We start from the raw sequence: 26,443 nt of genomic DNA, 5'->3' as shown, positions 1-26,443 counted from the left end.
TTCACCAAGCAGGGGTCATCGGGTTCTACTGGCGTCCATGTCGTGCGCCAATCGACCTCCTCTTCCTCCCAAAATTAAAGGCGCTACCATCCGGTTTCGTCAGCTCAATGGCAATGTGGCCCATTTCGACACTCTGATGGAGAAGTTGCTGCTCGAGTCATCGTCCTTCCAAAACCGAAGCATTCGTCCTAGGCGCCTTCTAGTCAGCCGTCTCTTTGCCGACATCGACATCTTCTCGTCGATCACGGGAAAAAGCATACCAAGGCTGCCGCTCAAAGGGGTAGTCACGACGGCAGAACGATTACCCCTGGAAGGCAGAAGAATTTTACCGAAACCGACGGACGCTGGCTGACCGGCACATTTAAATACACACCCATATTGAATGTTGCGAGATTTTCGCGTAAGCAGAATTCGCTGTGCCGTGGAAATCAGCGCTAAGAGGTAAGAACGCGGGAGGTTTGCTGGGCCTTCCGCGTTTTTCTTTCTCAAGCTTCCAGTCACCTTTCCCAAAACACCGGAAACCGTTGCCAGTCGGCAACAGGCTTGGAAATTTTTGGGAGAAAGCCATTTAAAATTTAAACGGCCACGCCTAGGCCTGTTGGTTCAGGGCTTTTCTGCAAAGATGCGGAGTTGACTTTCTAAGCTAATCTTGGCATGCACGTCGTTGCGCGGCTGTAGCTGCGCAACCCAGCAGTTAAACATTCTTCTTAAAAGGGAGCCTCTAAAAATGGCTACGATTACCGGCACGGTAGGCAACGATATTCTCAAAGGTTCGAAGGAATCCGAAGTCATCAACGCGCAAGGCGGTGACGATTTTGTAGTTGGCGGTGACGGCGCCGATACCATCGACGGCGGCGCAGGCAACGACTCGATCTGGGCCGGCGCCGAAGACAGTGGTAATGACATCATTACGGGCGGCGCAGGCAACGATGTTATCGGCGGCGGCGACGGCAACGACAGCATTGATGGTGGTGCCGGTGATGATATCATCTACGGCGGCGCTGGCGATGACACTCTCGGTGGTGCCGATGGCAAGGATGAAATCTGGGGTGGCGCTGGTGAGGACCAGGTAACCGGCGGTACTGGTAACGACACCCTCGGTGGCGGCGCTGGTAACGATACTGTTGATGGCGGCCAGGGTGCCGACGTTCTGTATGGCGGCGCAGGCGCCGACACCATCAGCGGCGGCGACGGTAACGACTCGATCTGGGGCGGTGCTGGTGACGACACCATCAGCGGCGGCGATGGTCAGGATGTATTCGGCTTCCAGGCTGGCTTCGGCGAGGATACGATTACCGATTTCGAGGCCGGCGCTACCGGTGACAAGGTGAATCTGTCTACGTACGACTTTGACAATCTTGCCGATCTCCAGTCCCAAGGCGCAATTACGGAAGCTGGTGGCAGCACCATTATTACCCTCGGATCGGACACCATTACCCTTGAGAGCACGACCGCTGCTAATCTTACCGACGCCAACTTCATTTTCTAATGAAGTAAGTCAATGTTAAGATAGAGGGAGGGGGGCTACGCCCCCCTCCCTTGTTGTTTATTAACCTACCGGGATTGCAGCATCTTTCTTCTGCCACCTTTTGGGTGCTTTCCATGATGTTCTATGCATTCCAATGGCTGGCGCAGGTATGAGGCCGTAAATGAAGATCGGCGAGATATATAGCGCAGAGAAAAAAGCCGCATGGAGAGCGATGGGGGCCGTTGCTCTGATCTCCTTCATAGCCAGCTTCGGCATGCTGTCCATGCCACTCTATCTGTTTCAGGTTTATAGTCGCGTTCTGAGTTCTCGCAGTCTCGAGACCCTCGCGGCTCTGACCATTATCATTTTCGTGATTCTCGTAACTTTTGGTGCTCTCGACACAATAAGACAAGTGATGCTTGCCAAGATTGGCATGCGGCTTGAAAGCCGTGTGGCTGGATTATTGCTTGCTGGCGAGTTGGCTGAAACCCGTGGAGCTTCCGCACAAAGCCTTCATCATCTTTCCGAGATACGAAAGCTTATCTCATCGAATGTATTTCCCAACCTATTCGATCTTCCGATTATGTTATTTTTCCTGATAATTGTATTTATCATACATCCGGTCCTCGGAGTTGTTGTCACGCTTGGGATAATAACCCTCTTTGCCATTACGATATTTGGACATTTTTATACGTCCGGATATGTTACCGATGTTGAAAAAAACTCTTCTCAGGCTCACAAGGTATTAAATTCACAGTTTCAGCAGCAAGAATTCATTAAGGCCCTCGGACTCTATCCGCAGTCTATTTCTCAGTGGGGCAAACACCAGGAGAAGTATCTTTCGAGTACCCTTGTTCTGCTGTCGCGGAGCGGAAGCTTATCGGCATGCTCAAAGTTTACGCGGCAATTGCTCCAAATTTCGATGATTGGCGCAGGTGCCGTACTGGTGATCTACGACCAGGTAACGGCGGGATCGATTTTTGCTACATCCGTCGTAGCTTCCCGTGCCCTCGCTCCCATCGAGGGGCTGATCGGTGGGTGGAAACAGCTGAAGCAGGCAAGCTATAGTATGAAGGAGCTCGATAAGCGGGTTGAATCGTTCAAGCTTGTCGACCGCCAAACGCCGCTGCCGCGCCCATCGAAGCGCCTGCTTGTGGATCGTGTATTTTATGTCCCTTCACCAGGTTCCCAGCCGATTCTCAAGGGAATCACCGGCGTCATCGAGGCCGGTCAAAATATTGCGGTCGTTGGCCCTAGTGGCGCTGGGAAATCGACGCTCGCACGCGTGCTTGTGGGCTATCTGGAGCCGACAACCGGACAAGTCTTGCTCGACGGTCAAGATTTCAGGGCATGGGATCCTGTCACGCGCGGTACGCATATGGGGTATCTTCCCCAGCAGGTAGGCTTCTTTGAAGGCACGGTGCGGGAAAATATCGCACGTATGAGAGTCGATGATCCTCCGGATCTCGCGATTGAAGCCGCAAAGTTTGTCGGCATCCACGATATTATAATGGGCTTTCCCAAGGGATACGACACGGTTATATCCGAGAGCGGCTTTCAACCATCCGGAGGCCAAAAGCAGCTTCTGGGTCTTGCGCGTGCGTACTACGGCGGCCCGGCTTTCGTTATTCTCGATGAGCCGAACGCAAGCCTTGACACCGATGGCGAACAGATTCTCTTTGGCACATTGAAAAAAGCAAGCTCTGTGGGCATCGCAACCGTCGCCATTACCCAACGCTTGTCGCTCCTGCATCATGTGGACAAAGTTCTCGTCATAAAAGGGGGCCAGGTCGACGCCTTTGGCGCCCCAAGCGACGTTCTTCCTGGTAAATTGGTACGGGCTGTACCAAACAAGGCATCGTAGGGACCGGCGGTAAACGTATGCAAACCGAGCAAGAAACAGTCACAGAATTTGTTAAACGCCCATCGCCACCGCCCCTCGATGAACTTCGGCTTGATGGATTGCAGACATGGAGCAATCCGATACCGACGGGACAGCGCCGCCAGATGATGCTTGCTGGTGCGGTCCTGTTCTTCGTTGTGGGTATAGGTGGGTTTTGGTCAGCAACTGCAAAAATCGGGAGCGCCCTCGTTACCCCAGGCCGCGTCGTTGCGGAGGGAAACAATCGAATCGTACAGCATTTAGAAGGTGGCATCGTCGAGAGCATCTCAGTCAAAGAGGGAGCATTGGTGGAGGCAGGCGCTCTCTTACTCAGCCTCGATGAAAGCGCGAGCAAATCTCAACTGGAGAGAGTATTTATAGAGCGCGCAATCAATACGATAGAACTTGAACGCTGGCGTGCAGAGCGCGCAGAAGCCGACACATTTCATGTCAATCCAAAAGCGCTTGCGCCTGTCGACACGAACCCACGCGTGCAAGAAGCGCAGGAAAGTCGGTTAGCAGAATTCCAGAGCGCAAAAAAGGAGCGACAGCAGCAGCTGTCAATGTTGGACAATAGAATTGCAAATGAAGAGGAAGACTTAGTATACTTAAAAGCCCAAATTGCCGCCTATGACTCCCAAAGCGAATCAATCACTAAGGAAGAATCTGACCTTTCTGATTTGCTAGAAAAAGGACTAACATCGCGCGCTAGAGTACTTGCGCTGCGTAGAGAGCTTTCTCGAATTGAAGCCCAAAAATCAAACGCTCTAGCAACAATCCAGAAATCATATCATAATATTAAGTCCCTTAATGATCAGAAAAAACGGGTCATTTTAGAAAATTCGGTTAAAACGAGCCAAAAGATTACGGAAACCCAACAGAAGCTTAATGAGAATGATGACGTCATTAATAGGCTGAAGGACAGAATCAAGCGGTCAGCAATCTCCGCGCCGGCTACAGGTATAGTTCTTAGCATGCACTTTAAATCTATAGGAGAAGTTATCAAGCCTGGCGAGACAATTGCGGAAATAATTCCTGCTGAATCCAAACTTCAAATGGAAGTACCGGTACCTCCGAAGAGTATTTCTAAATTATTCCTTAATCAAAGCGTTAATATTACTTTCCCCAGTGATCAGGCCAATGTTGTCCCTCCACTGAAAGGAGAGGTTTCTTATATCTCTGCTGATACGATATTAGGAGAGGAGAAAATTAAGCATTATATAGTGAAGGTTGACATAAACGAGAACTGGCATGGAAGAAAAATACTTCCGGGAAATGTCGGCGAGGTATTTTTCCAAACAGACTCGAAAACTCTCATCGAATATTTAGCAGATCCTATTACTCGATTTTTGTCCAAGACACATGAGGAATAGATCAACAGCGAAGTTCCAAGAATATTTATAGAGCGGAAAACCTTCTTAGATGCGAATTTTGTTCGTACATAACAATTTCCCCGGTCAGTATGCACGCTTGGTTCGGCATTTGAAAGGCCGCCGGGATATCGACATGCTCTCTGGCTCGCTGTCCTCCAACAAACAGCCAGCGTTGATTAAACGAGTGGAGTATACGCCCCATCGCGAGGTGCGCAAGGATATTCATCCGGCACTCAGCTATACGGAAATGTCGGTTATCCGCGGCCAGGCCGTCTATACAGCTTTCATGCCGGTGAAGGCGAAGGGTTTTAATCCTGATATCATTCTTGCTCATTCCGGCTTCGGGGACGGCATATTCCTAAAGGATCTTTGGCCGAAGGCCAAGTATATGCCCTATTTCGAGTGGTATTATCATGCCTATGGTTCGGATTCTTCCTTTCTTGATCACGAAGCCCCGAAGAAACCGGATGCAGAATTGAAAATCCGCATGAAGAACACAGCGATCCTGCACGATCTGGCCGCCATGGATTGGGGACAGTGCCCGACCGAATTCCAGAAGAGCCAGTTCCCGGCCCACTTCCGCGACCGCATCTCCGTCCTGCACGATGGGGTCGACACGGATTATTTCTCCCCCGACGAGACCGCGACCTTCTCCGTTGGCGATCTCGTGTTCCGTAAAGGTGATCCGATCATCACCTATATCGCGCGGGGGATGGAACCCTATCGCGGTTTCCCGCAGTTCATGGAGGCCGTGGCGATCTTGCAGAAACGCCGGCCGGAGGCCCAGGTCATCATTATCGGTGACGATCGGGTCGCCTATGGCGCCAAGCGCCCGGACGGCAAGACCTACAAGGAATGGGCGCTCGAGAACCTCGAACTGGACCAAAGCCGCATCCATTTCCTCGGCCGTCAGCCGCTCCGCACGCTCCGCGATGTGCTGCGCATTTCCGCCGCGCATGTCTACCTGACCGTGCCCTTCGTGCTTTCCTGGTCCATGATGGAAGCGATGAGCGCCGGCGCCCTCATCGTCGGCTCGGATACGGAACCGGTGCGCGAGATCATCACAGACGGGGAAAATGGTCTCCTCGTGCCCTTCTTCGAGCCGGAGGCACTTGCCGCGCGCCTTGGGGACGTTCTGGTCGACCAAGAACGCTATGCGCCGCTGAGGGCGCGAGCACGGTCCCTCATGCTGGAGCGCTACGACATGAAGGCGCTCACCAAGCAATACTTCAACCTGATCGAGCGCATTGCCAAAGGGTAAGCGAGTGCGGTTTGACAGGGGTAAAGGATGATCAAGAAGGTACTCAATGTCAAACGAGCTGGTTTTCCCCTCGTCGCATCCATCCCCGCTCGCAACAGAGAGATCGCTTTCGTAGGCTTCAAACAAAAGCCCAATGAATATCAGTGCGACATCTTCAAGATTCCTGCAGACAGGCTACCTCGGGGCTAGAAGGAAAACCTGATTCACAGGTGATCTATACCTGTATCCTGCGCTTTAGATCTTTATTTTTACGTTCTCGTTACCGAAAACGCCCAACCGTTTCGCGCGACATGTTCTAGCTGCAGAAAACTTAAAGGAGTGGAGTTGTTCGAATGAACAGAGTGAAGATCATCAAGAGGTTCAATAGTCCTCTCCGCTTTTCCGTCTCCGCTCTCGACAAGGAAGCCCGGCTCTATTTCCATATCGTGGATAGCCTCGCCGACGTTGTCCTCTTCCATGTGGAATTCGACAGGGAGGCGGGCCAGCTCTCCATCAAGGATCGCTATGCGGGCGCCTGGAGCAAGCCGCAGACGCATGACTTTCCCTTCAAGGGGCAGGAGATCAAGGGGAAGCTCTTCCTGGAGGGTAAAACCTTCATCCTGGAACTGAAAGATTTCCGGCTGGAATTTCCCTGCAAGGCCTTCCCCGAATCCATCGTCTGGAGTGTCTACAGCAATTTCCGCTATCTTACGATCGGCGATGACGAGCCGGTTATGGAGGCTCTTGCCCGGCGCTGGCGGTTCTTTCCCGAATACAGGTTCCGCATGGGGCTCGGCTCGCGGCTACGGGCGCTCGGAGAAGCGGAAGACCTGAAACCCGGGCTTTCGGCTCTCTATCTGTGGGACGGAAATGAAGAGGCCTTCAGCCGTCTGGCCGAAAAGGTCAGTTCCTCCGTCGACGAGCTCGTCGTCGTCGTTCACAATTCAAGCCTGTTTCGCCACAGTTTCTTCGTCGGTCTGCAAAGCACGCATTTCAATATCCGCACGTCGGTTGTCGAGATGACCGTCAAAAGCGACGGCGCTTTGCGCAAGCTCAAAGGCGCCCTTTTCATGAACAGGGTCCTGTCCGAAGCCCGGCATCGCAATGTCGTCCTTCTCGATTCGGAGACGGATGCGGCCCGCCTGGCCGAAGTCGTCCGCGACAAGAGACTGCGCAGCCGGACGGACGACTTTCTTCTGCTCGATGAAGCGCAACCGGGAGACCTCCAGGCCTTTTCCATCGGAAAGCAGACCTATTTTGTGGAGGTCGACGGAAAGCTGCATTTGTCGGCGGAAGATATTGCCGGCCGCCATCCGCTTCACGCACCGGCGCCGACGCCCAGGACGAGCCTGGCATGGGATATCGATGAGGTGCGGCTGGCGGATGCCCCGATCCTGCTGCGCGATCATAAGAAGACCACCCACATAAAACGGCGCGGCAAGCTTGCCGTTCTCGTCGTGAGTTGCAAGAAGAACCGCCACAAGCAGCAGGCCATTCGCGACACCTGGGCCAAGGATACGCGCCTTGCCAATATCGACGTCTACTTCATCGAGGGGCATCCCGAGCAATCCGAAGCGTTGCTCGTCGAAGACCGGCTGATCCTGCCGGTTCCCGATACCTACGAATATCTGTCGCACAAAATCTGGCACGGCGTTTCCGCTGCCTCGCGCATCGTCGATGCCGACCATTATTTCAAGCTGGACGACGATTGCCTTCTCAATGTCCAGAAGCTTCTGGAATTCGCCTACGAGCAGTTCGATTACATCGGCAGCGACGTCAATCTCGGCAGCCGGACCGCATTCGACTGGCACAGCACCGCCGTCTTCAACAAGCAGCTTGCCGGCCTGATCTTCGAGATCGATCCAGAGCAGACCTGGTATGACGGGCAGGGCGGCTATTTCCTGAGCCGGAAGGCCGCGAACCTCATTGCATCGACGCCCCTGCCAAAATATCAGCATATCCTGGAAGACTACGCGACCGGCAGGGTCATGAGCGCCAACGGCATGGAAGCCACGTCCTTGAACTCGAAGTTTCTCTCGATCAGGGAAATCTATATCAAGCAAGACCGGGACTACGAGAGCGCCGTTATCAGCGACGTGTCCAGCGTTGAGAGGACCTTTGAACTCTATGAAATCATTTCGAAGCTTAATCAGCAAACTCTCGACGCCAAAAACCGCTGGCGCTTCGAATTCCTCCAAGAAGGCTCCAAGTAGGCACGATTCCTATCGCTACATCTTTATTTTTACCTACGGCCGCTCCGGCTCAACTTTGTTGATGGGCTACCTCAACAGCTTGCCGGGTTTCTGCATTCGCGGAGAAAACTACAATGCACTCGCACATCTGTGCAGCTTTTACCGATCCGCCAAGGAAACGAAGGGGCAGGTTGCCAAAAAATCCATGCTGGCGGTTCACCCCTGGTATGGGGCCGACCTGATCAAGCCCGAGGAAATGCGTGGCACTTTACGCAAGGTTTTCGTGGAATCTATTCTGAACCCGCCGGGGGACGCAAAAGTTGTCGGATGCAAGGAGATCCGCATCAATTGGAACGAGATCAAGGATCTCGATGTCTTCCTGTCCGATGTTATGGAAATCTTCGGAGATGTGAGGATTATCTTCAACCATCGTGACATCCTCGCCACCTCCAAGAGCAGTTGGTGGAAGGATACCGCCCATTCCTACGCCACGATCCGCAGCATGGACCAGCGGTTGCGGGACAACGCTTTCGCTACGGCTCCAAACACCTTTCACGTCGAATATGAAGAACTGGTCAAAGGGCCGGAGCACGCCCGCAAGCTGACGGAGTTTCTCGGCGTTCCGTTCGATCCCGAAACCTATAAGAAGGTCATGGAAACGCGTCATTCCTATTAACGCTCTGCCAATGCTTCATCCGCCAGGTCATGCGGAGCGAATGAGGTCCAGCCATTGAGGTAGACAAACGTTCTGGCGATCGTAGCGCGTGAGGATGGATTGCCGCGCCGCCCTACGCATTCCTTTAAACCAGTCAGGATGACGGCAGGCTTGGATGACGGCCTCGGCAAGCAGATCGGGTCTCAGGAAGTCGACGAGAAGGCCATTCTCACCGTCGGTGATAACGTCATGGAGTGGCGGAGTATCAGATCCGATCACAAGGGCTTCGCAAGCCATGGCCTCCAGAAGAGACCAAGACAGAACAAAGGGATAGGTCAGATAGACATGCGCTCTTGCGATTGACATGAGGGCATTCAAGGTCTTGTTCGGCAGCCAGCCTACGAAATGGATACGCGTGGGATCGATCCTGTCTTCGATCTCCTTCCAGAAATAGCTCCTCCAGGTTTCATTCTCAGGCGGGCCCAGGCCATAGCCTGCGCCCGTTTCCTCACCCACAATAACGATTTCCGCGTCTGGCACGTCTTCCAGTATCTTGGGAAGAGATCGGAAAAACGTATGGCAGCCCCGCAAGGGCTCAAGGACCCGGCTTGCGAAGGTGACCACTGGCCGGTCCCCACCGAACGTCTTCCCGCCGATAGTGATGCTGGCATCGGGGGTAGGGAGGACCTCTTTGAGGTCGACCCCTTCATGAATGATAGCCGTACGCGATAGAAAACTCTCCGGCAGGCGACTTGCCTGAAAGGGCGTCGGGGATACAAGCCGGTTGGCCTGTGAATATGCCAGCGCCAGCGTGGCGCTTTTTGAGACCGCTCGGCAGCGTTCAGCCAGGGTGACCTCACCAAATTCCGGATCAAAACCAAGCTCACCGCCAGTAGAGCTATAGAAGAATTCAGCATAGAGGATGAGCCGGGCATCGGGCCAAAGCTCCTTGAGATAAAGGGTTTCTCCCCAACCGGGATGCCCCACAATCACATCAGGCGAAAACCCGCGCTCGGCAAGCCCCCTGCCAGCTTCCAAGGCAGCCGCAGCGCGTATCATGTCGGCTTCAGCCCGTATGGCAGCCGGCAGGATATTGGGCGTCGTTCCACGCTTATGATGCCAGCGCACGAGAGAAACACCCGGCATATCAACAGATGGCTTGCCTCCCAAGGCCACAACTTCATGCCCAAATTGTACCAGAGCATTAGCCAGGAAACCAAATTGACCGGGGAAAAAATTATGAACGAACAGAATTCTACTCATGTCAATTATCTTCAATATTATACTGAATTAAATCATAGGAATTACATAGATGTATTTTCCGGATAAATAGGAAAACACTTGTCATCATCAAACCCACTCCCCCAGGCACATTAACTTAAGCGCAATAAGCTGATCCGTTCCCTCATATTTAATGCTTACGCCATCGAGATAGAGAGTCCCGTGGATGTTTTCCCTGTAGCGCTTGTATTCCCGGCTGCCGCCGTAGTGCTGGCGGCGGGTCATTTCCTCGTCCACCTTCTGTTGCAGGGAGGAGACGAACTTGAAGTGGAAAAGGGCGCCCGACAGGGGGATGCCGGTCTTCATGGACGTCCGGTTGAGCGACCAGGGCCACATGAGATGCGCGGAGCTCTGGTAGCGGTAGTGCTTCTGCCACCAGACGACCGGCATCTTATTGAGCGCCGGCGCTTCCCGGGGGGTCTCGCGATTGAAGGACCGCAGCCGCGGGCCGCCCTGCACAAAGGTCCCCGACATGTAGTTTGATCTCTGCACATAGCCGTCACGGTCGAACCAGGGGCAGATGGCGAAGGGGTCCTCGCCCGGCGCCATGACCGTTTCGTCGATCGGCTTGTCGCTATAGGCATCAAGCATCAGCACATGCAGGCAGGGCCAGCCGATCTCCTTCAGGTGCTGGCCGAGATCCTTGAGCGTCCTGGTTTCCATATGGGGATAGACGAGGACCTCGTCCGGATCGACCGTCACGCAGAGCTTGCCCGTCCCGTATTTCTGCAGCAGGAAATTGCACCAGTGGATGCCGAAGCCGGCCTTCTTGTAGCCCTTGTCGGTATGCCAGACCGAAACGTCGTCCTTGCCGGCGCTCCATTCGCGAAAGCCGTCCGTGGAACCGTTGTCGACGAACACGAAGTGATCGACGCCCAGCGCCTTGTAGTACCGATAGAAGAAATCGATCCTGTGCATCTCGTTGCGCAGGCAACTGAAAAGAATGCAGGCGTCGCCCTTGCGAAGGCGGTTCTGCACGCAGCGCAGCTGGCTGCCGAAACGCAGGTTCTGCCAGCGCGAAAGGACGAAATTATAGGCGCGGCTGTCGACGAGACGATGCTTGAATTTCCTAGCCATGGCTTCCCGCAGTTTCCCCGGCAAAGGACGGAGCCAGCAGCCGCCAGTCCTCTCCGGCAAGTTGGCCGGCCGCCCTGTCGAGGGATTTCAACAGGGGGTCCACGCGCGCGCCGTGCAGAAACCGGATCGACGCCGTCCACGCGGGATCGGGCAGGGCGCCGGCACCCGAGAACACCAGGCCCGCACCGGCCGCCGGGTCGAACAGCCTGCGATCCACCGCCGCGACCTGTTTCTGGCCGAAATGCCTTGCCGCCGCTTCCTCCGTGTGCCGCAGACGGTCGAAGCGATACTCCGCCGCATCGATGGCCGCCCGTTGCCGCTCCGGCAGGGCCAGATACCAGAACAGGAAGCGCCAGGCCGGCAACCGGCCACCCGGCAGGAGCGGGATCGCGATGAAGGTCCGCTCGTTTTCCAGGACGATCTTCTCCAAGACGGGATCGTCGCCGGGGCAGAGCTCGAAGACGGGCAGATGCTCGCAACGGGACACGATCCGCGACAGGTAAAGCGCCCGGTCATAGTCGCGCAGCGTCACCTCGTCGGCCTGCAGGCCGTAAAAGGACGACTGCCCCGGTTGGAACTCGATCCGGTCGGCATGGAAGAGCCGTCCCATGACGGCAAGATCGCCCGAGGCGCGCAGGATCTTGGCCGCAAGCCGGGTCAGTTGCGGCGGCCCGAAGAGGACGGCGCTCGGATGGCGCATCGTCTCGATGTTCTTCGGCCAGTTGCGGATGCTGGAAGCCGGATCGAAGATCTGCCCGTAGGCCGGATCGGTTTCGATCCGCGGGGGCATGCGTCTTTCAGTCTGCGGCACGGCGAGGATCGCCCGGCCGGCCGGCTGCGGCAAGACTGCCTGCGCCGACAGCGCGGCGCGGCAACGGGTCGCCGATTGCGCGATCTTCCGCGCGAAGAAATGCGGTTGCTGCAAAAGCCAGGCAAGATGGTCGTCGTAAAAGACGATCGGCTTGCCATGGGCGTTGAACGTATAGAGGGTCGGGATATAGCCGGGGGCCACCGCCCCGCCGAGCGCATGGACGACTGTCTGGAAGAAGGTCTCGTCCGGAATCCAGACATGCCGGAAGAAACGGTAGCCGGCGGGATTCTCGTCCACCCAGCGCAGGATTCCGGCAATCGTTTCCCGCCGCAGGCACCACCATTGCGATCCGTAGCGCGGCGTCAGGGCGGCCGGAACCTTCCGCCTGATCCCCAGCCTGCGCTGAAGGCGGACACTAGCTTCGAACAGCCCGCGCCGGCGGGTGAAGCTAAAGGGATGGCGCAGCGTATAGCGCTCCTGCCGCAGGCCGCCCGTCATCCAGCGCTCGTCATGGCTTTCGATGAAATCGACCGCGCCGTTACAGTCGAGGAACTGCCTGAGCTCGGCGACCGGCCGGACCGGCCAGCAGGAGCAACTCACCAGATAGGCATGGGTATAGGCCTTGCCCGATGCGGCCAGCAGGCGAAGGGCGCGGACCGTCCCGTCGACGATGCCGAACTGCCCCCAGCCGCAACGCGCCCTGTCCTCGACGAGGAGCACGCGCTCCTCTCCGCCATAGCGCCGCTTGAGCCCGGCAAATTCCGTGGACGGGGAATTGCCGTCGTAATGCACGGCGACCAGGCATTCGCCGTCGGCCTGAAGCAGCATGTCGATCGATTTTTCGACGACCTCCGCCGGCTCGTGCGCTATCAAGACGAACGCTAAAATGGCCATATTCCGCCTGTCTCCTTGCGGCTGCTAGGTAGAGCTTCGCCGGCCCGGCAGTCAACCGTCGCCACCGCTCGGCAAGCCTGTTCCGATCAATCCTTCAAGTCAGGAAAACCCATTGCAAAACGTTCCCTTCCTCTTGGCATCGACCGTTCTTGCCCCCTTCCTGCTCACATCGCCCGCCCTGGCGCTCGAACTCGGGCTGCCGGCGCAATGCGAGCTCGGCAAGACGTGCTTCATGCAGCAATATCCCGACATGGACGCGGGCGGAGGCGTCGCCGATCCCCTGTGCGGCAGCCAGTCCTATGACGGCCACAAGGGAACGGATCTGCGCATCCTGTCGATGAAGGACATGGAGGAGGGCTATGCCGTGATCGCCGTCGCCGACGGCAAGGTGCTGCGCATTCGGGACGGAGAAGCCGACCATCTCGTCGAGACGGAAGAAGACCGGACGAAAATTGCCGGAAAAGAATGCGGCAATGGCCTCGTCATGCAGATGGAAAACGGTTACGGGGTCCAGTATTGCCACCTGCGAAAGGGGAGCCTGACAGTCCAGCCCGAACAAGACGTACGTAAGGGCGATCGCCTCGGGGAAATCGGCTCGTCCGGCCTTGCCCAGTTCCCACATGTCCACATCACCGTTTCCCGCAATGGCGAGCCGCTCGATCCCCTGACAGGACGCAAGCTGTCGGAGGGCTGCACATCGGCTTTCCCACAGGAAGCCTCGCTTTTTTCCCGCGACATCGTCGAAAAACTCGACTTGACGAAGCCGGAAATTCTCGCCTCCGGGCTCGCCGGCACGCCGATCGATCATCAGGCTCTTGTCGAAGAAGGCCCGCCGCCGCAGGTGTCTTCGAGCGACGAGCTGTTCGTCGCCTGGGCCTGGTTCGCGAACCTCAAGAAAGGAAACACGATCAAGCTCATCCTGAAGGACGCTCGGGGAAACACTCTCATCGACCACACCAGCGAGCCGCTCGACCGGGACAAAGCCACCTTCTCCGCCTTCGCCGGCCGGAAACGGACGCTTCCCCCGGGGCGCTATGAGATAGATGTCTCCGTCAAACAAGGCGACACTATTGCAAGGAGCGCCAGTTTGGTCGCCATTGTCCAATAGGAGCAAGGCATGATACCAAGTTCAATATATGACTAGCCGTAGCCGAATGTCTGTTCTTTGCAATGGCTTACAGGTATGTTTTACAACCTAACATGTAGACAAGGAAAATGTAGTGGAAAAAGTCTTCGAGAGTTTTTTAAAGGAGCATCGCGCAGAAATTGTATGGGAAGATGATGAAACCCTTCGGCGGGACATGCATCCTCAGTTCTCACCTGCCTCCAGCCAAATCCTTTCTCAAATTATTGTTGATAGCCAGCTGACAAAACCGGAAGACGGCGCCTTTCCCTATGCTCAGTTGAGCAAATGGCTGATGACCGCACCGAGGGATCAGCGAATCCGGGCAGACCTTGCGATCGATATTCCGCCATCGCCCATTCACTTCGTACCAGGACAGTACCAGATCTTCTATGATTTCAAGAACACAGACATGGTACTTAGCGAGTTGTTATCTGCCGGCATCCAAATCAAAGGAACTCTACTTGATTTCGGCTGTAGCTCAGGGCGTAATCTCGCCGTATTACGGCGTGCATTTCCTTCGAAAATACAACTTTTTGGCGTTGACCCTGCGCAAGATTCCGTTGATTGGCTTCAGAAAAATGTGGGCGGTGTAAGTGCTACCGTCAGTAAACAAAGCCCTCCGCTTCCGTTCGATGACGAACAATTTGACATAATCATCGCCAAAAGCATCTGGACTCATTTCTCACCCAGTGCGGGGCGCCAATGGTTTGCTGAAATGCGACGGGTCTTAAAAAAAGGCGGGCATTTCCTTTTCTCGACCCACGGTCCCCATGACGTCGCCTCCCGCATCCTCCTTAATATTCCAAGCCCTCGATACGATCGATATACAGGACATGAAAAATGGACCCGCGAAGGCTTCCTTATGGATCTGGTGGATACCTACAAGAGGTCTGGTTATTATTTCCAAGCGTTCAAGGAAGTCGGCTACCAGCCAGATCTGCATCTAATCGAAGATGCCGATACAGCAGAATGGGGATTGATGTTTATTTCCCCAGAGTATCTGAAAACCATGCTTCCACCAGACCTATCGATTGTAAGCCGATCTGTCGGGCGAACCGGAAACCGTCACGATCTCTATATCGTGCGTCGTGACTAAACCACTTAATCATACCAAGGCCACTACGCATCTTTGCTGACATTGACCCTGACCGGATCGGCTTGCATCGGACCGGTCAGTCGGTGGCCAGAAACTGCAACCGCTCGCGCTCCCCTTCAAAAAGCTGCCAGGATCCTCTTTGAACGAACGCAACCTTCGTGAAGGTGGCAAATCGCACATCACTAGACGCATCGTACCAGCAATAGAAGAGGGCCGTCTGATCTGCATACCAGATCGGGCGCCCCAAGGCTTTTCCGTTCTGGACAACGGTATACAGATACTTCCCCAGTTGCCGCGCAAACTTCGCACCGCCAGCAGTGGCCCGTACAAGTAACGAACCGGCGCTGACAGCTTCCCATGGAAGACGCATTATTTCCCTGGCTGGGTCGAGGACTTTCGTCGTCATTACGATATCGGCGTCCTGGTGCTCTTCAACCATCAGCGCTATATCCCTCGAAACATGTCCATCGACATCGGCGACGAATACCGCTTGGTACAGATCGACATATCGAGAAAGATGCAGGAAACGCGCACCGGCGAAGTAACCGCGCTGCTGGCGGGAGCTCAGCGCATGCAAATCTTCCCGGTCAATCGTCACACCAATCGCCAACGACAACCCCCAACTGGCGATCGTCTCTCGAGGATCAAAACCCACGCAGTGAAAGTGAAGCCCGTTGCTGGGATTGGTCTGTGCATATCTACGCGCTGCCAGAAAAGCATATTTTTCGAAATATGACCTATCCAATGAAAGAAGGGTCACATGTTTTGCCTGACATGGAATTATCTCGAGCGACGGGCTACCCGGACAGGCTGCCACATCCGGATTCATCAGGACACTTGAGATACCGGCAAATGGCTCGATAAAGACCGTCCCATCGAGCGCCGAAAATATTCTTCTCGCCTCATTGGTTGAGCCCGTGGCATGCAGCAGCATCGCATTATAGGCTTCATGCCGCATTCCGGCATTCGGCCAAACGTCGACAAGATGCTCTCTGACAAAGTCGGCATCTCGCTTGAAATTTAAAATACCTTTTCCACTCATCAACCGCTTCTTCTGCATTCTGTAGAATGCCAAAAAGCAAAGATCGGCTATGTGATCGGGAAGGCCTCTGATGTCGGCTGTTCTCAACAACCAGTCAATCTTCTCCCATGCCTTCTGTGAGAACAAAAACCAGAACAGTTCCGTCAAGCTTTCTCGTGCCATATTATTTTGCGCAGAATTTTTCACATTATCTAGAAGATATTGCCGCAGAATCGGCATATGGATACCGCAGCGTGTCGCCACTCCAAATATCAATACCTGATCATCAAAGGAACGATGCGCGTCGAAGCTAGAATCTGTGAGGTCTGGAATGTCTGTATTTGAATAGCATTCGACAAGCGTAGACATATCCTGGTCGAAAGCGCTCATGAATCCCCCATCATCACGATATATTTTTTGTGATACTTTTCTTGATAAGCCGCTCGACAATTTCGGCTGTTCCACATTTCCAATCACCGAGACGTACACCGTACGCTCGTTCCAATTTTCTGCAATCGAGCCGCGAATTGGTTGGGCGGCGTGAAAGCGTCGGATAGGCGCAGGATGGTATCCTGTCGATGGCGGCGACAGGCCCGCTATAGCGGGCAGATATAGCAAGAATCTCTGTAGCGAAATCCGCCCAGCTCGCCTCGCCGGACCCCGTCATGTGGAAGACCCCACGAAGAGACACTGCGCCTTTTTCCAGAATATTGCCGGCAACCGCCAGGATTGCATCGGCAATATCGAGTGCGGAAGTCGGATTACCGAATTGATCGTCCACCACGTTGATCCGGTCGCGGCTTTCAGCAAGCTGCAGCATGGTCTTCAGGAAGTTCCGGCCGAAGGGGCTGTAGACCCAAGCCGTGCGCAGGATGACGTGGTTCTCCGTCGCTGCCGCCACCGCGCGCTCGCCGGCAAGCTTCGTGCGTCCATAGGCGCTTGCCGGCCCGACCGGATCCGTTTCCAGATAGGGTTTCGGTTTCTCACCGTCGAAGACGTAATCGGTGGAAAGGTGGATGACGGGCACGCCGAGCCTTGCCGCCGTCGCGGCAATCCGTCCTGGCGCAATCGCATTGACAACATGGGCTTCCGCCTCCTCGGTTTCCGCACGGTCCACGGCCGTATAGGCTGCAGCCGAGACGATGACGTTCGGTCGGGCTTGCCGAAGGGCCGCATCGATCCCGTCCGGATAACAAAGGTCAAGCTGCGGCCGTCCCAGCGCCACGATGTCGAACGCCCCGTTCAAGGCTCCACGCTCCAGGAGCGAGCGGACGACCTGTCCTTCCCGGCCCGTTACAACCATGCGCTTGCGCTCCATTTTTCCCTCACTAACTAGCCGGTTTTGAGTGCGTCGCCCGGCAGGCCGAGCCGTGTGCCAGAATAACGCTCTCGCAAGGGTCTCCACCACCACTCATTGTCGAGATACCAGCGCACGGTCTTTTCGATGCCGGTCTCGAACGTCTCCTGCGCCCGCCAGCCCAGCTCCGTTTCGAGCTTGGTCGCATCGATCGCGTAGCGGGCATCGTGGCCCGGCCGGTCGGTGACATAGGCGATGAGCCGGTCGTGCGGCATTGCGCGCGGGCGCAGGCTGTCCATCAGCCCGCAGATCCGCGTCACCACATCGATGTTGCGCCGCTCGTTGCGGCCGCCCACGTTGTAGGTTTCCCCAATCCGGCCGCGCTCCGCGATGATGTCGAGGGCGCGGGCATGATCCTCGACATAGAGCCAGTCGCGCACATTCGCGCCGTTGCCGTAGACGGGCAGCGGTTTGCCCTCCATGGCGTTGAGGATCATCAGCGGGATCAGTTTTTCCGGAAAATGGTAGGGGCCGTAATTATTGGAGCAGTTGGAGACCACCACCGGCAGCCCGTAGGTGCGCGCCCATGCTTTGACGAGATGGTCGGATGCGGCCTTGGAGGCCGAATAGGGGGAACTCGGATCGTAGGCCGTCGTCTCGGTGAACAGGCCCTCCTCGCCGAGCGATCCGTAGACCTCGTCCGTCGAGACATGCAGGAAGCGGAAGGCATGCCTTCGCGCCGGCTCCAGGGCGCTCCAATAGGCCCTGGCGCATTCCAGGAGCATGAAGGTGCCGACGATGTTGGTGTTGATGAAATCCTGTGCCCCGTTGATCGAGCGGTCGACATGGCTCTCGGCCGCCAGGTGCATGATCCGGTCGGGCGCAAAATCCGCGAACGCCCGCGTCATAGCCTCCCCGTCGCAGATATCGGCGCGCAGGAAACGATAGTTGGCCGCGTCGCGAACGGCCTCAAGCGAAGTCTGCGTGCCGGCATAGGTGAGCTTGTCGATGTTCAGGACCTCGTAGCGCTTTTCGAGGACGAGATGCCGGACGACGGCCGATCCGATGAAGCCGGCTCCGCCGGTGATGAGTACGCGCATGCAAGCCCTCCTGTCTGAATAGGGACTTCACCTTTACCCGAAGGGGAACTTTCGGGGCAAGGACGGGCCGATGCCTATCGGCGTCCCGCGCAAGTGTTGCAAGGCGGGCTTCTTTCATGCGAGGTTCGGCCCGATTCCTCGTTAATGACTGGTCAATCGCATATGGCGTTCAAAGGTATCATTCTGGCGGGGGGAAGCGGCACGCGCCTTTATCCCCTCACCATCGCGGTGTCGAAGCAGATCCTGCCGATCTACGACAAGCCGATGATCTACTATCCCCTCAGCGTCCTCATGCTGGCGGGCATCCGCGAGATCCTCATCATCTCCACCCCGCGCGACCTGCCCCTGTTCCAGGAGCTGCTCGGCAATGGCGAGGATTTCGGCATAGAGCTTTCCTATGCCGTGCAGCCCCAGCCGAACGGGCTCGCCGAGGCCTTCATCATCGGCCGCGAGTTCATCGGTTCCTCGTCGGTCGCCATGGTCCTCGGCGACAACATCTTCTTCGGCGAGGGATTGTCCGACCTCTGCCGGCAGGCGGCGGCGCGCGAAAGCGGCGCGTCCGTCTTCGCCTATTACGTCAACGACCCGCAGCGCTACGGCGTGGTGGAATTCGACGCGAACGGCAAGGCGCTTTCGATCGAGGAAAAGCCGGCCGTTCCGAAATCGAGCTGGGCCGTGACGGGGCTCTATTTCTACGACAACGACGTCGTCGACATCGCCGCTTCCACGACGCCCTCCGCCCGCGGCGAACTGGAGATCACCGCCGTCAACAGCGCCTATCTGGAGCGCGGCAGGCTGCATGTGAAGCAGCTCGGCCGCGGCTATGCCTGGCTCGACACGGGCACGCTCGACAGTCTGCACGAGGCCTCCGCCTTCGTGCGCACCATCGAACACCGGCAGGGCATCAAGATCGCCTGCCCAGAGGAAATCGGCGTGGAGATGGGCTGGCTTCCGGTGGACAGGATGCTGCAGCGCGCCGAACGGATGGGGCGCAGCGACTACGCCAACTATCTGCGCAGGCGCGCCCGGGAGCTCGGCACGGCATGAGCGAGATACGCCCTACCCGGCTTGAAGGCGTGCTCGAGATCGTACCTGCCCGCTTCGGTGATGCGCGCGGCTTCTTTTCCGAGACCTACAATGCCGCCCGCCTTGCAGGCGCCGGCATCGACCTCACCTTCGTGCAGGACAATCATTCTCTCTCGGCAAGGCGCGGCGTGCTGCGCGGCCTGCACTACCAGCTTGCGCCGCGGGCACAGTCCAAGCTCGTCCGCGTGGTGCGCGGCGCGATCTTCGACGTCGCAGTCGATATCCGCCGAGGCTCACCGACCTTCGCCCAATGGGTCGGGGTCGAACTCTCCGCGGAAAAATGGAACCAGCTTTTGGTGCCGAAAGGCTTCGCCCACGGCTTCGTCACGCTCACCGAGAATACGGAAGTCGTCTACAAGGTGACGGACTACTATTCCCCAGAGCAGGACCGGTCGATCCACTACGGCGATCCGGACATCGCCATCGACTGGCCGGTCGCCGGCGATGAATTGCAACTTTCCGACAAGGACCGCACCGCCGTCCGGCTGGCCGAGGCGGAGGTTTTCTAAAGTCCTGCCGCGCCGCGGTCCTTCACCATGGTCCTTGCGGCCTTCATGATCGACACGAGGCGACGGGTCTTCGGATCGACGTAGCGGGACAGCAAAATCCAGGAAATGAAGAATATGTCCTCGATCGTCCGCCTTTGCGTGCGGCGGGGTATGTCGACCATGTCCGTCGTCACGCCCCAGCCGGCATAATAGGGAACGCCGAAGCAGGTGACCGGCTTTCCCGCCATCAAGGCCTCGAAACCCATGCCGGATGCTACGACATAGACCTCGTCGACGGCAGAGAAGAGCGTATACGGGTTCACCCCCTCCGAGACGATCGTCAATCGCTCGTTGCCTTCATAGGCGGCAAGGGAGGGTGATATGGCTGAAGATTTTCCCGGGCACAGCGCATCGGGGTGAATCTTGACGACGATTTCGGCATCGGCCTTCTCGAAGGCCTTCTCAAGCATGCGGCGGAAATTCTCGTCAGAGGCCAGCGCGCCGGCGATGGAAGCGTCGCCGGCGCGCTGGTCGATCAAGAGGATGCGGTGTCGATGCTTCTTTCCCGCCAGGGATTGCGGAAGGACGTCGGGCGCATTGTTGTATTTCGTGACCTTGTGGCTCGTGATGAAGCCGATGGCCTTGCGCGCCTGCCAGCGGCTCCAGAAGCCGATCCTTTCCGGGGAATTGAGGATCGTCTCCAGCCGTGAAGGCTTCGTCGCGTCGTAATAGAAAGTCAGGTCGTCCAGAATGATCGACCTTCCCGGCTCCTCAGAAAGGCCGAGCCCCTGGGAGCGGATGAAGCCGTCCTCGATGAAAGCGAGCGGCTTTCCCAGCCTTGCCGCATATCCCCGCAGCTTTTCCTTGGTCTCGCTCTCCAGGATCCCCCACTGAACAAAGCCGGAGCACTTTCGCGCCAGCTTCTCGTTCTTCGGAACGATGAGCTTTTCAGCGTTCAGGAGTTCAGGCAGATATTCGTTGGTCCTGTTCAGCCATCCGGCCGAGGATACGGCCACGAAAGGATATTTCCTTCTGGGAACGGAGAGGCAAAAGCGGCGCGCGCTGATTTTCCACATTGCTGGTACGATCTACAATTATTGAGGCCGATCGAGTTTCTGCTGCCCGAGGAACGCCCCGAGGAACGGCATCTTCATCGTCCACAAGCGCAGCCTGACCTTCTTGCTTCGCGGCAGAAGCTTGACGGCCTTCTTCTGCGTGGCGATCGCCGTTTCGCGATCTCCGGCCATCAGATAGGCTTCCGCGGCGTGCCGGAGCAGGTTAGGCTGGCTTTGCTTTGCCGCGAAGGCCTTTACCAGAAGCTGGGCGGCATTTGCATAGCGGCCTTCGCGATACTCTGCAAAGCCGTACATCCGCAGCGATTCGGCACTCGTCATGTCCGGCTTCGACATGACGGTCATCGGCGACATCCGGGCGCCGGCGTAGCTCATCCAGTCGAAGCGAACGATCTCGCTCATGCGCCCGAGGCGGCGGAATTCCTTTTCGAAGCGGAATTCCGTGACAGCGATGTCCTTGTAATCGTGCGCCCGCCGCTTCTCCATTTCCCGGATATGGTCGGTCGCCCGGAAGCGGGAATATTTTCGCAGCGTGAACCAGGCGGCGATGCGCATGACGAGCTCCCGCTCGGGCCGCCTAACGGCGCCTTTCTTCAGCTCAGCGATACCGGCCGCCGCCGATGACGCCCGGTATCCAGCGCCCGCCATGTTGTAGAAGGCATTGCCCAGCGAGATCGTGGCGGTCTGATGCAGGATCGAAAGAAGGCCTACCCCTGAATTGTAGCAGAGGGTGGCGTCGACGGCGTCCAGCACCGCGTGGATGTTGTCGCCCCGCTCGGCAAGGACGACATTCTCGCCCGACAGCGGTATCTCGATCTTCGAAAGCGGATGCGGCTTGATGATAAACGTCACGTCGGGATTCTGCTCGATCAGCGACGGCAACGAGGCCAGGAATTCCTGGTAGGACTGCTCTCCCTTGACGAACAGGGTGACCGCCATGTCGTCTTCCAGCTGCAGCGGAATGAAGCACTTGATCCGTCCGGCGCCCGGGACGCTTCGGTATTTGAGGCTGGTTTCCTCGTAGGACCTCATTTCCTCGAGCGTCTTCTTCCCCCGGCGGAGCTCCTCTATGTAGCAGCCTGCGCCCTGAAGCTCCTCTTCGCTGAAGGTTTCCCTCAGGAAGGCCGCTTCGGAAAAGCTGTCGTTATTGTAGCAGACGTCGCTGGCGTAATAGATCGTCTCCGGAAGCGCGCCCCTTTCCACGACGATGGTCTTCCTGCCGAGCGCGTTCGCTCGGTCGAAGACGGGGCGGAAGGCAGCATGGCTCTTCATGTAGGGATTGAAGATAGCGATGTCGTCTATGTCCCCCCGCTCCAGGCCCGATAGGATTTCGCCGACCCTTTCTTTGCCGTCCTCGAAGACCGGCAGGATCCTATAGCCCAGGAGGCGAAGCGGTAGGAAATAACCCCATGTATCCCTGTTCCTGCAAAGGCAGGCGATGGTTTTTTCCCGGTCGAGATGATCAACCGCCAGGAGCTGGTGATGATGATCGAGATATTTCTCTGTCGCAAGACGGAATTGCTGCCGCTTCCTGTCACCGGACGTATACCATTCCTGTTCGCGCGCACGCGGATGATGGAGATGAAAGGCCTTGATGCCCGTTCCCTCCGTTGGCTGCGACAGCAATTCGAACAGGCGCCGGAACCCCTCGTAGGTCTTGGCGTGATAGAAGCTGGCGTCTAAGGGACTAAAAAGGCTCTTTTCCGCCTTCTTCGGCAAAGGCAGTACACCTGTATGGATGCAGAAGCGCAAGAGGAACTCGAAATCCTCCGATCCATGGCCACGAAAGGTGGTATCGTAGCCTCCCACCAAGGAGAACATTTTCCGGCTAATCAGGAAGACATTCGAATAGGGCGCGACATAGCGCTCCTCTTCCTTGCTGACCGCGGAATAGTTGAGGGTGAAGCCGAGCCTGCGAAGAAGGGAGGATTGTCCTTCCGGGCTGCCCTGAGCCTCAAATTGCCGCGTCTCGTCCGCCCCGAGATGGAAGGCGGGCGGGTTGAGCATGATATCGACGACATCGCGCATATCGAGCGCGCTCGCCGTCTCCGCCAGCCTGCGGAAGAGATCGCGCTCGCTGATGAAGTCCGGGTCGCAGAAATAGATGAAATCCGTCTTGCACAGCGAGGCGCCGATATTGCGCGCCAGCGACAGCGAGAACACGCCCCGGTCGTCGACAAAGCGGTATTCATAGCCCCGTCGCTTGCAGATGTCGGCGATGATCTCGCCCTGCGAGGAGGCCGACCCGAAATCCACAACGATAATCGGAGGGCAGGGATCGTAATAGCCGGCCATCATGTCTAGCCGAGCGGCGATCCAGGGATTTCCCTCGTGCAGCCGGACGCAGAAAACCATGGTGATATCTTCTGCCGTGACAGGCTTTCCTGCCTGCATGGCCGGATCACTCGAAGCGTTTCCATTGATGGCGTCAGGGGTATCCGCGCAGATCATTTAAGTACCTTTGTGCCTGGAGCGAACGGGCGGGTCGTCACCGTTTCGTCCGCATCTGGCGATTCTTTGGCTCTGTTTGAAATTCCTGTCCAGCTCTCAGGCCAGGAACGGCTTACCCGGAAACAACGGGCGCAGCCATCGGGGAAGACTCACTTTTCGTATCCTACGCATAATCCTCTTGTTCCCCGGAGTGAGCTTCAAGGCCTCGCGCAGGCACTGTAAGGCCCTGCCCCGCGCACCCGTCCTGACATGGCATTCCGCCAGACACCGAAGATGCTCGACCTCCTTCGGCTCCCGCGCATGGAGGATCTCGAAAAGCCAGGTCGCCTCCTTGAAATCCCCTCTCCCGAAGGCCGCCCGCGCCCGCTCGTTCAATCTCGAAACGGGCATTAGCATCATATCCGCCAGAGGACCACCGTGTCGCTCGACCCCTGTCTCCAGAAGCATGCGGTAAAGGTGCCTGTCGTCCGGAGCCCAGCTATATGCCATTTCGAACAGGCGGACCGCCTCGCCGTGACGCCCCGCTGCACGTTCCGCCTTGCCCAGGTCGACGAGGGAGCGGAAGAGGCTCCTGTCGTCGGGGGTCCAGTCATGGGCGATGGCGAACAGGCGAAGCGCCTCGTCCTTTTGCCCCGCCGCATAGGCATCCTTGCCGAGGGCGGCCATAGCACGGGCAAGGTTTCGGTTGTTCGGCTGCCGCCTGTTCGCCGCCTCGAACCAGCGGAGCGCCCCGGCGCGATCCCCGTTTGCATAGGCCGTATTCCCCATCCCGATGAGCCGGTTGATGGAAAGAGTCTCCTCCTGCACCGCCTCCTGGCCACCATAGGAAAAATAAAGGGCGGCCCTGAGCGGAACCAGTCCGGGAAGCGTGCCCAGTTCGACCGGGCGGTCCGTCAGGCCACGGATGGATGAAAAAATGATACGGTTAACGCGCCGGATCTTCTCGTCATTCCTGCCCACCGCGCTCACATAGCTCGGCGCGCCGAACGCATAGAAATCCTCGACCAGGTACCGGAAGAACCGTAGCCGCTTCTCCTCATCCGGCAAGGCGGTCTCGTCGACCGCCGCAATGAGCTCCTCCTTGCTCGAAACCGCACGCGCCAATCCATCATGGGCATAATAGGCCTGGCCGCAGCAGATGACGGGTTTGCCGCTGGAAAGCGCGATCAGGCCGACCCCGGAATTGATGACGACCACCGATGCCGCAAGGTCGATCAGGTCCATCACATGGGTATCCTCAGCCACAAAGCGCACACCCGGGATCGACGGCTCCCCGCCTTCGAGGGGGTGCTGCTTGACCAGGACAAGATGGGTCTGCGGATCGAGCCCGGAAGCCAGGTGCGCAATCCAGGCATTGAAACCCTCGGTATCGCCGCAAGGGCCGGCGAAGAAGCGCGTTGCCGTATCCTCCGGTCTTTGCAGAGCCACGAAGACCACCTTGCGCCCATTCACGCCGAGTTGTTCGCCGAGCGCCTCGGCGCCGACCCGCGCGCCATTCTCCTCGAGGGTCGGACTGTCCCTGTGCGCCTCGAACCAATCCAGCATGCGTTGCCGTGCAGAACTGTCGAGCGGCTTGTCCCAGATTTCCGGCTCATAGGACTTGCTTTCGGCGAGAAAGCCGCCGGCATCGAAGAACCAGCTCTCGTGCAGCCCCCCTCGATCCCAGGTCACAAAGCGCCGGCCTGCCGCCTTTACGGCTTCGTAAAGGGCTCGACGGTGAGTGTTGCCGTAAGGGTTGAGGAAGAAGGTCCGCGTGAAGCCCTGTTCCTCCACATGCTGGAGCAATTGAGCACCATCTCCAAATTCACCTTCCAGCCGGATGCGGTAACGGCCAAAGGCGGGAAAAGCATGCCGGAGCGCCTTGAGGGGCGGCGCCTTGTAATCCTTCACGAGCACCAGCGTGTATTCGGCGGCGTGCGGATCCTCCAGCGGTGGCAGCCATGAAAGCCCCGCGTCGTAATCCGCCATGGCCTGCGAGACCCGTTCCTGGTTCTCCGTCATCGGCGCGACATAGCTGGTGTCCAGCCGCCGCGGATGCCAGAGATGGGCGACCTGCAGGCCGCGCTGGAAGACGTCGATGCCATAGAGCGCGAAATAAGCCCGGAACCCTTCGTAGCGCAGGATCGAGTTCTTGCGCAGGTTGAGATGGTAGTTGCCGGTCTTCGGCCCCCGCGGCGTGTAGCTCGCCAGCCGGTGCAGCAGTTCGAAATCCTCCGCGCCATGCCCGACGAAGCTCTTGTCATGACCGCCCACCGCCAGGAGATGATAGCGGCTCGCGACGATCGCGGAGATCGCATAGGTGTGGTTCTCGAAGATCGTCCGGTCCCGCCGCATCACGCCGTCATGCAGCAGGGTGTCGGCGAAAGCGGCCTCCCCTTCTGCGAAAAGCTCCAGATAGCGCTGCGTGAAATCCTCCGTCAGATAGGCGCCGGGCAGGGCGAAGAAGGTATAGGCATTGTCCGGCATGCCGCGCAGCCGGGTTTCCTCCAGCACACGCTCGTAGCTGCGGGGCGACATCAGGAAATCGATGTCGTGATAGAGGATCAGCGGCGTTTCGGCCTGCTGCGTGCCGATATCGCGCGCGTGGCCGACGCTGAAGGGCTCTTCGCCCGTTTCCACGCGCACCAGCCGCGTTCCGGTCGCCGCGGCAAGGTCGCGCAGCTCCCCTGCCCTTTCCGCCGCCGTTCCGTAGTCGACGATGAGCGGCACATAGCCCGAAGGCAACGTCGTGATGATCCGCGCGATCCGTTCAGGCTCGTCGTAAAGCCGGTCGGTGGAGAGACGTACCGGTATGACGGCCGTGATGATCGGGGTCTCGGACACGGCGCGGCC

At 57.4% G+C, this 26,443-nt stretch carries 20 protein-coding genes; 10 read left to right on the top strand and 10 right to left on the bottom strand.

Translation table 11 applies throughout. The annotated features are described in order from the left end of the window. Positions 1-727: 727 nt before the first annotated feature. The 4 genes from AB3G45_RS28260 to AB3G45_RS28245 all read left to right on the top strand — a co-directional run bounded on the left by AB3G45_RS28260 (position 728) and on the right by AB3G45_RS28245 (position 5,984). The gene (locus tag AB3G45_RS28260; protein WP_367833859.1) at positions 728-1,489 is read left to right on the top strand and encodes a calcium-binding protein; all 762 of its coding nucleotides are present in this window, start codon (positions 728-730) and stop codon (positions 1,487-1,489) included. Between the two features lie 160 nt (positions 1,490-1,649). Continuing rightward, entirely contained in the window at positions 1,650-3,332 is a 1,683-nt protein-coding gene (locus AB3G45_RS28255; protein WP_367833858.1) for a type I secretion system permease/ATPase, read from the top strand. Positions 3,333-3,349: 17 nt separating this feature from the next. After that, positions 3,350-4,723 (top strand): HlyD family type I secretion periplasmic adaptor subunit, encoded by a 1,374-nt coding sequence (locus tag AB3G45_RS28250; RefSeq protein WP_367833857.1) that lies wholly within the window; start codon positions 3,350-3,352, stop codon positions 4,721-4,723. Positions 4,724-4,772: 49 nt separating this feature from the next. Continuing rightward, positions 4,773-5,984: a glycosyltransferase gene (locus AB3G45_RS28245; protein WP_367833856.1), complete on the top strand. Its 1,212-nt coding sequence runs from the start codon at positions 4,773-4,775 to the stop codon at positions 5,982-5,984. A gap of 248 nt (positions 5,985-6,232) precedes the next feature. Here the strand turns inward: AB3G45_RS28245 and AB3G45_RS28240 are convergent, their stop codons facing one another. Then, positions 6,233-6,520: a hypothetical protein gene (locus tag AB3G45_RS28240; protein ID WP_367833855.1), complete on the bottom strand. Its 288-nt coding sequence runs from the start codon at positions 6,518-6,520 to the stop codon at positions 6,233-6,235. Between the two features lie 177 nt (positions 6,521-6,697). Here AB3G45_RS28240 and AB3G45_RS28235 point away from each other — a divergent pair, with 177 nt between their 5' ends. Continuing rightward, positions 6,698-8,176 carry a hypothetical protein gene (locus AB3G45_RS28235; protein ID WP_367833854.1) on the top strand — a complete coding sequence of 493 codons (1,479 nt, stop codon included), beginning with the start codon at positions 6,698-6,700 and terminating at the stop codon, positions 8,174-8,176. Continuing rightward, positions 8,091-8,831, top strand: coding sequence for a sulfotransferase (locus AB3G45_RS28230; protein WP_367833853.1), 741 nt, complete (start codon positions 8,091-8,093; stop codon positions 8,829-8,831). The genes AB3G45_RS28235 and AB3G45_RS28230 overlap by 86 nt, the downstream gene beginning before the upstream one ends. A 27-nt stretch (positions 8,832-8,858) precedes the next feature. On the opposite strand, the gene AB3G45_RS28225 is transcribed toward AB3G45_RS28230, so the two are convergent. The 3 genes from AB3G45_RS28225 to AB3G45_RS28215 form a co-directional block, all read right to left on the bottom strand. Next, positions 8,859-10,073: a glycosyltransferase gene (locus AB3G45_RS28225; RefSeq protein ID WP_367833852.1), complete on the bottom strand. Its 1,215-nt coding sequence runs from the start codon at positions 10,071-10,073 to the stop codon at positions 8,859-8,861. Positions 10,074-10,160: 87 nt separating this feature from the next. Then, entirely contained in the window at positions 10,161-11,168 is a 1,008-nt protein-coding gene (locus AB3G45_RS28220; protein WP_367833851.1) for a glycosyltransferase family 2 protein, read from the bottom strand. After that, entirely contained in the window at positions 11,161-12,873 is a 1,713-nt protein-coding gene (locus AB3G45_RS28215; RefSeq protein ID WP_367833850.1) for a beta-1,6-N-acetylglucosaminyltransferase, read from the bottom strand. Before AB3G45_RS28215 ends, AB3G45_RS28220 begins: the two co-directional genes overlap by 8 nt. Positions 12,874-13,105: 232 nt before the next feature. On the opposite strand from AB3G45_RS28215, the gene AB3G45_RS28210 reads away from it, so the two are divergent. Together AB3G45_RS28210 and AB3G45_RS28205 are read left to right on the top strand one after the other, a co-directional pair. Beyond that, positions 13,106-13,981, top strand: coding sequence for a M23 family metallopeptidase (locus AB3G45_RS28210; protein ID WP_367833849.1), 876 nt, complete (start codon positions 13,106-13,108; stop codon positions 13,979-13,981). 112 nt (positions 13,982-14,093) lie between these two features. Then, positions 14,094-15,095, top strand: a complete 1,002-nt coding sequence (locus AB3G45_RS28205; RefSeq protein WP_367833848.1) for a class I SAM-dependent methyltransferase — start codon at positions 14,094-14,096, stop codon at positions 15,093-15,095. 76 nt (positions 15,096-15,171) lie between these two features. Here AB3G45_RS28205 and AB3G45_RS28200 read toward each other — a convergent pair whose 3' ends face one another. Genes AB3G45_RS28200 through rfbB form a run of 3 tightly spaced genes read right to left on the bottom strand, consistent with a single transcriptional unit; the run spans position 15,172 to position 18,513 of the window. Then, positions 15,172-16,506 (bottom strand): hypothetical protein, encoded by a 1,335-nt coding sequence (locus tag AB3G45_RS28200; protein ID WP_367833847.1) that lies wholly within the window; start codon positions 16,504-16,506, stop codon positions 15,172-15,174. Between the two features lie 13 nt (positions 16,507-16,519). Continuing rightward, positions 16,520-17,434 (bottom strand): dTDP-4-dehydrorhamnose reductase, encoded by a 915-nt coding sequence (gene rfbD / locus AB3G45_RS28195; protein WP_367833846.1) that lies wholly within the window; start codon positions 17,432-17,434, stop codon positions 16,520-16,522. A gap of 14 nt (positions 17,435-17,448) precedes the next feature. Then, on the bottom strand, positions 17,449-18,513 hold the full coding sequence (gene rfbB, locus AB3G45_RS28190) for a dTDP-glucose 4,6-dehydratase (protein WP_367833845.1): 1,065 nt from the start codon (positions 18,511-18,513) through the stop codon (positions 17,449-17,451). 162 nt (positions 18,514-18,675) lie between these two features. On the opposite strand from rfbB, the gene rfbA reads away from it, so the two are divergent. Both rfbA and rfbC read left to right on the top strand, forming a co-directional pair. Further along, complete coding sequence (gene rfbA, locus AB3G45_RS28185) at positions 18,676-19,560, top strand: glucose-1-phosphate thymidylyltransferase RfbA (RefSeq protein ID WP_367833844.1); 885 nt, start codon at positions 18,676-18,678, stop codon at positions 19,558-19,560. Beyond that, positions 19,557-20,108, top strand: coding sequence for a dTDP-4-dehydrorhamnose 3,5-epimerase (gene rfbC, locus AB3G45_RS28180; RefSeq protein WP_367833843.1), 552 nt, complete (start codon positions 19,557-19,559; stop codon positions 20,106-20,108). Before rfbA ends, rfbC begins: the two co-directional genes overlap by 4 nt. Here rfbC and AB3G45_RS28175 read toward each other — a convergent pair. From AB3G45_RS28175 to AB3G45_RS28165, 3 genes are all read right to left on the bottom strand, one after another. Further along, a complete protein-coding gene (locus AB3G45_RS28175) occupies positions 20,105-21,103 on the bottom strand; it encodes a hypothetical protein (RefSeq protein ID WP_367833842.1) in 999 nt (332 codons plus the stop codon). The genes rfbC and AB3G45_RS28175 overlap by 4 nt on opposite strands. Before the next feature lie 78 nt (positions 21,104-21,181). Beyond that, the gene (locus tag AB3G45_RS28170) at positions 21,182-23,515 is read right to left on the bottom strand and encodes a glycosyltransferase (protein WP_367833841.1); all 2,334 of its coding nucleotides are present in this window, start codon (positions 23,513-23,515) and stop codon (positions 21,182-21,184) included. A gap of 192 nt (positions 23,516-23,707) precedes the next feature. Beyond that, on the bottom strand, positions 23,708-26,434 hold the full coding sequence (locus AB3G45_RS28165) for a tetratricopeptide repeat protein (RefSeq protein ID WP_367833919.1): 2,727 nt from the start codon (positions 26,432-26,434) through the stop codon (positions 23,708-23,710). Positions 26,435-26,443 lie beyond the last annotated feature (9 nt).

The sequence above is a fragment of the Shinella sp. S4-D37 genome (assembly GCF_040812195.1).
Classification (GTDB): Bacteria; Pseudomonadota; Alphaproteobacteria; order Rhizobiales; family Rhizobiaceae; genus Shinella.
This window is presented reverse-complemented; position numbering and strand designations above follow the sequence as displayed.

What these genes read in the sequence shown, in the direction of transcription:
- AB3G45_RS28215 (WP_367833850.1), bottom strand. Translation starts at nt 12,873, where the DNA reads ATGGCCATTTTAGCGTTCGTCTTGATAGCGCACGAGCCGGCGGAGGTC.
- AB3G45_RS28240 (WP_367833855.1), bottom strand. Translation starts at nt 6,520, where the DNA reads ATGCGTCTGCGGCTTGCTCCAGGCGCCCGCATAGCGATCCTTGATGGA.
- AB3G45_RS28210 (WP_367833849.1), top strand. Translation starts at nt 13,106, where the DNA reads ATGCAGCAATATCCCGACATGGACGCGGGCGGAGGCGTCGCCGATCCC.
- AB3G45_RS28170 (WP_367833841.1), bottom strand. Translation starts at nt 23,515, where the DNA reads ATGGTTTTCTGCGTCCGGCTGCACGAGGGAAATCCCTGGATCGCCGCT.
- rfbA (WP_367833844.1), top strand. Translation starts at nt 18,676, where the DNA reads ATGGCGTTCAAAGGTATCATTCTGGCGGGGGGAAGCGGCACGCGCCTT.
- rfbD (WP_367833846.1), bottom strand. Translation starts at nt 17,434, where the DNA reads ATGGAGCGCAAGCGCATGGTTGTAACGGGCCGGGAAGGACAGGTCGTC.
- AB3G45_RS28250 (WP_367833857.1), top strand. Translation starts at nt 3,350, where the DNA reads ATGCAAACCGAGCAAGAAACAGTCACAGAATTTGTTAAACGCCCATCG.
- rfbB (WP_367833845.1), bottom strand. Translation starts at nt 18,513, where the DNA reads ATGCGCGTACTCATCACCGGCGGAGCCGGCTTCATCGGATCGGCCGTC.
- AB3G45_RS28230 (WP_367833853.1), top strand. Translation starts at nt 8,091, where the DNA reads ATGAAATCATTTCGAAGCTTAATCAGCAAACTCTCGACGCCAAAAACC.
- AB3G45_RS28220 (WP_367833851.1), bottom strand. Translation starts at nt 11,168, where the DNA reads ATGGCTAGGAAATTCAAGCATCGTCTCGTCGACAGCCGCGCCTATAAT.
- AB3G45_RS28255 (WP_367833858.1), top strand. Translation starts at nt 1,650, where the DNA reads ATGAAGATCGGCGAGATATATAGCGCAGAGAAAAAAGCCGCATGGAGA.
- AB3G45_RS28200 (WP_367833847.1), bottom strand. Translation starts at nt 16,506, where the DNA reads ATGAGCGCTTTCGACCAGGATATGTCTACGCTTGTCGAATGCTATTCA.
- AB3G45_RS28235 (WP_367833854.1), top strand. Translation starts at nt 6,698, where the DNA reads ATGGAGGCTCTTGCCCGGCGCTGGCGGTTCTTTCCCGAATACAGGTTC.
- AB3G45_RS28245 (WP_367833856.1), top strand. Translation starts at nt 4,773, where the DNA reads ATGCGAATTTTGTTCGTACATAACAATTTCCCCGGTCAGTATGCACGC.
- AB3G45_RS28260 (WP_367833859.1), top strand. Translation starts at nt 728, where the DNA reads ATGGCTACGATTACCGGCACGGTAGGCAACGATATTCTCAAAGGTTCG.
- AB3G45_RS28225 (WP_367833852.1), bottom strand. Translation starts at nt 10,073, where the DNA reads ATGAGTAGAATTCTGTTCGTTCATAATTTTTTCCCCGGTCAATTTGGT.
- rfbC (WP_367833843.1), top strand. Translation starts at nt 19,557, where the DNA reads ATGAGCGAGATACGCCCTACCCGGCTTGAAGGCGTGCTCGAGATCGTA.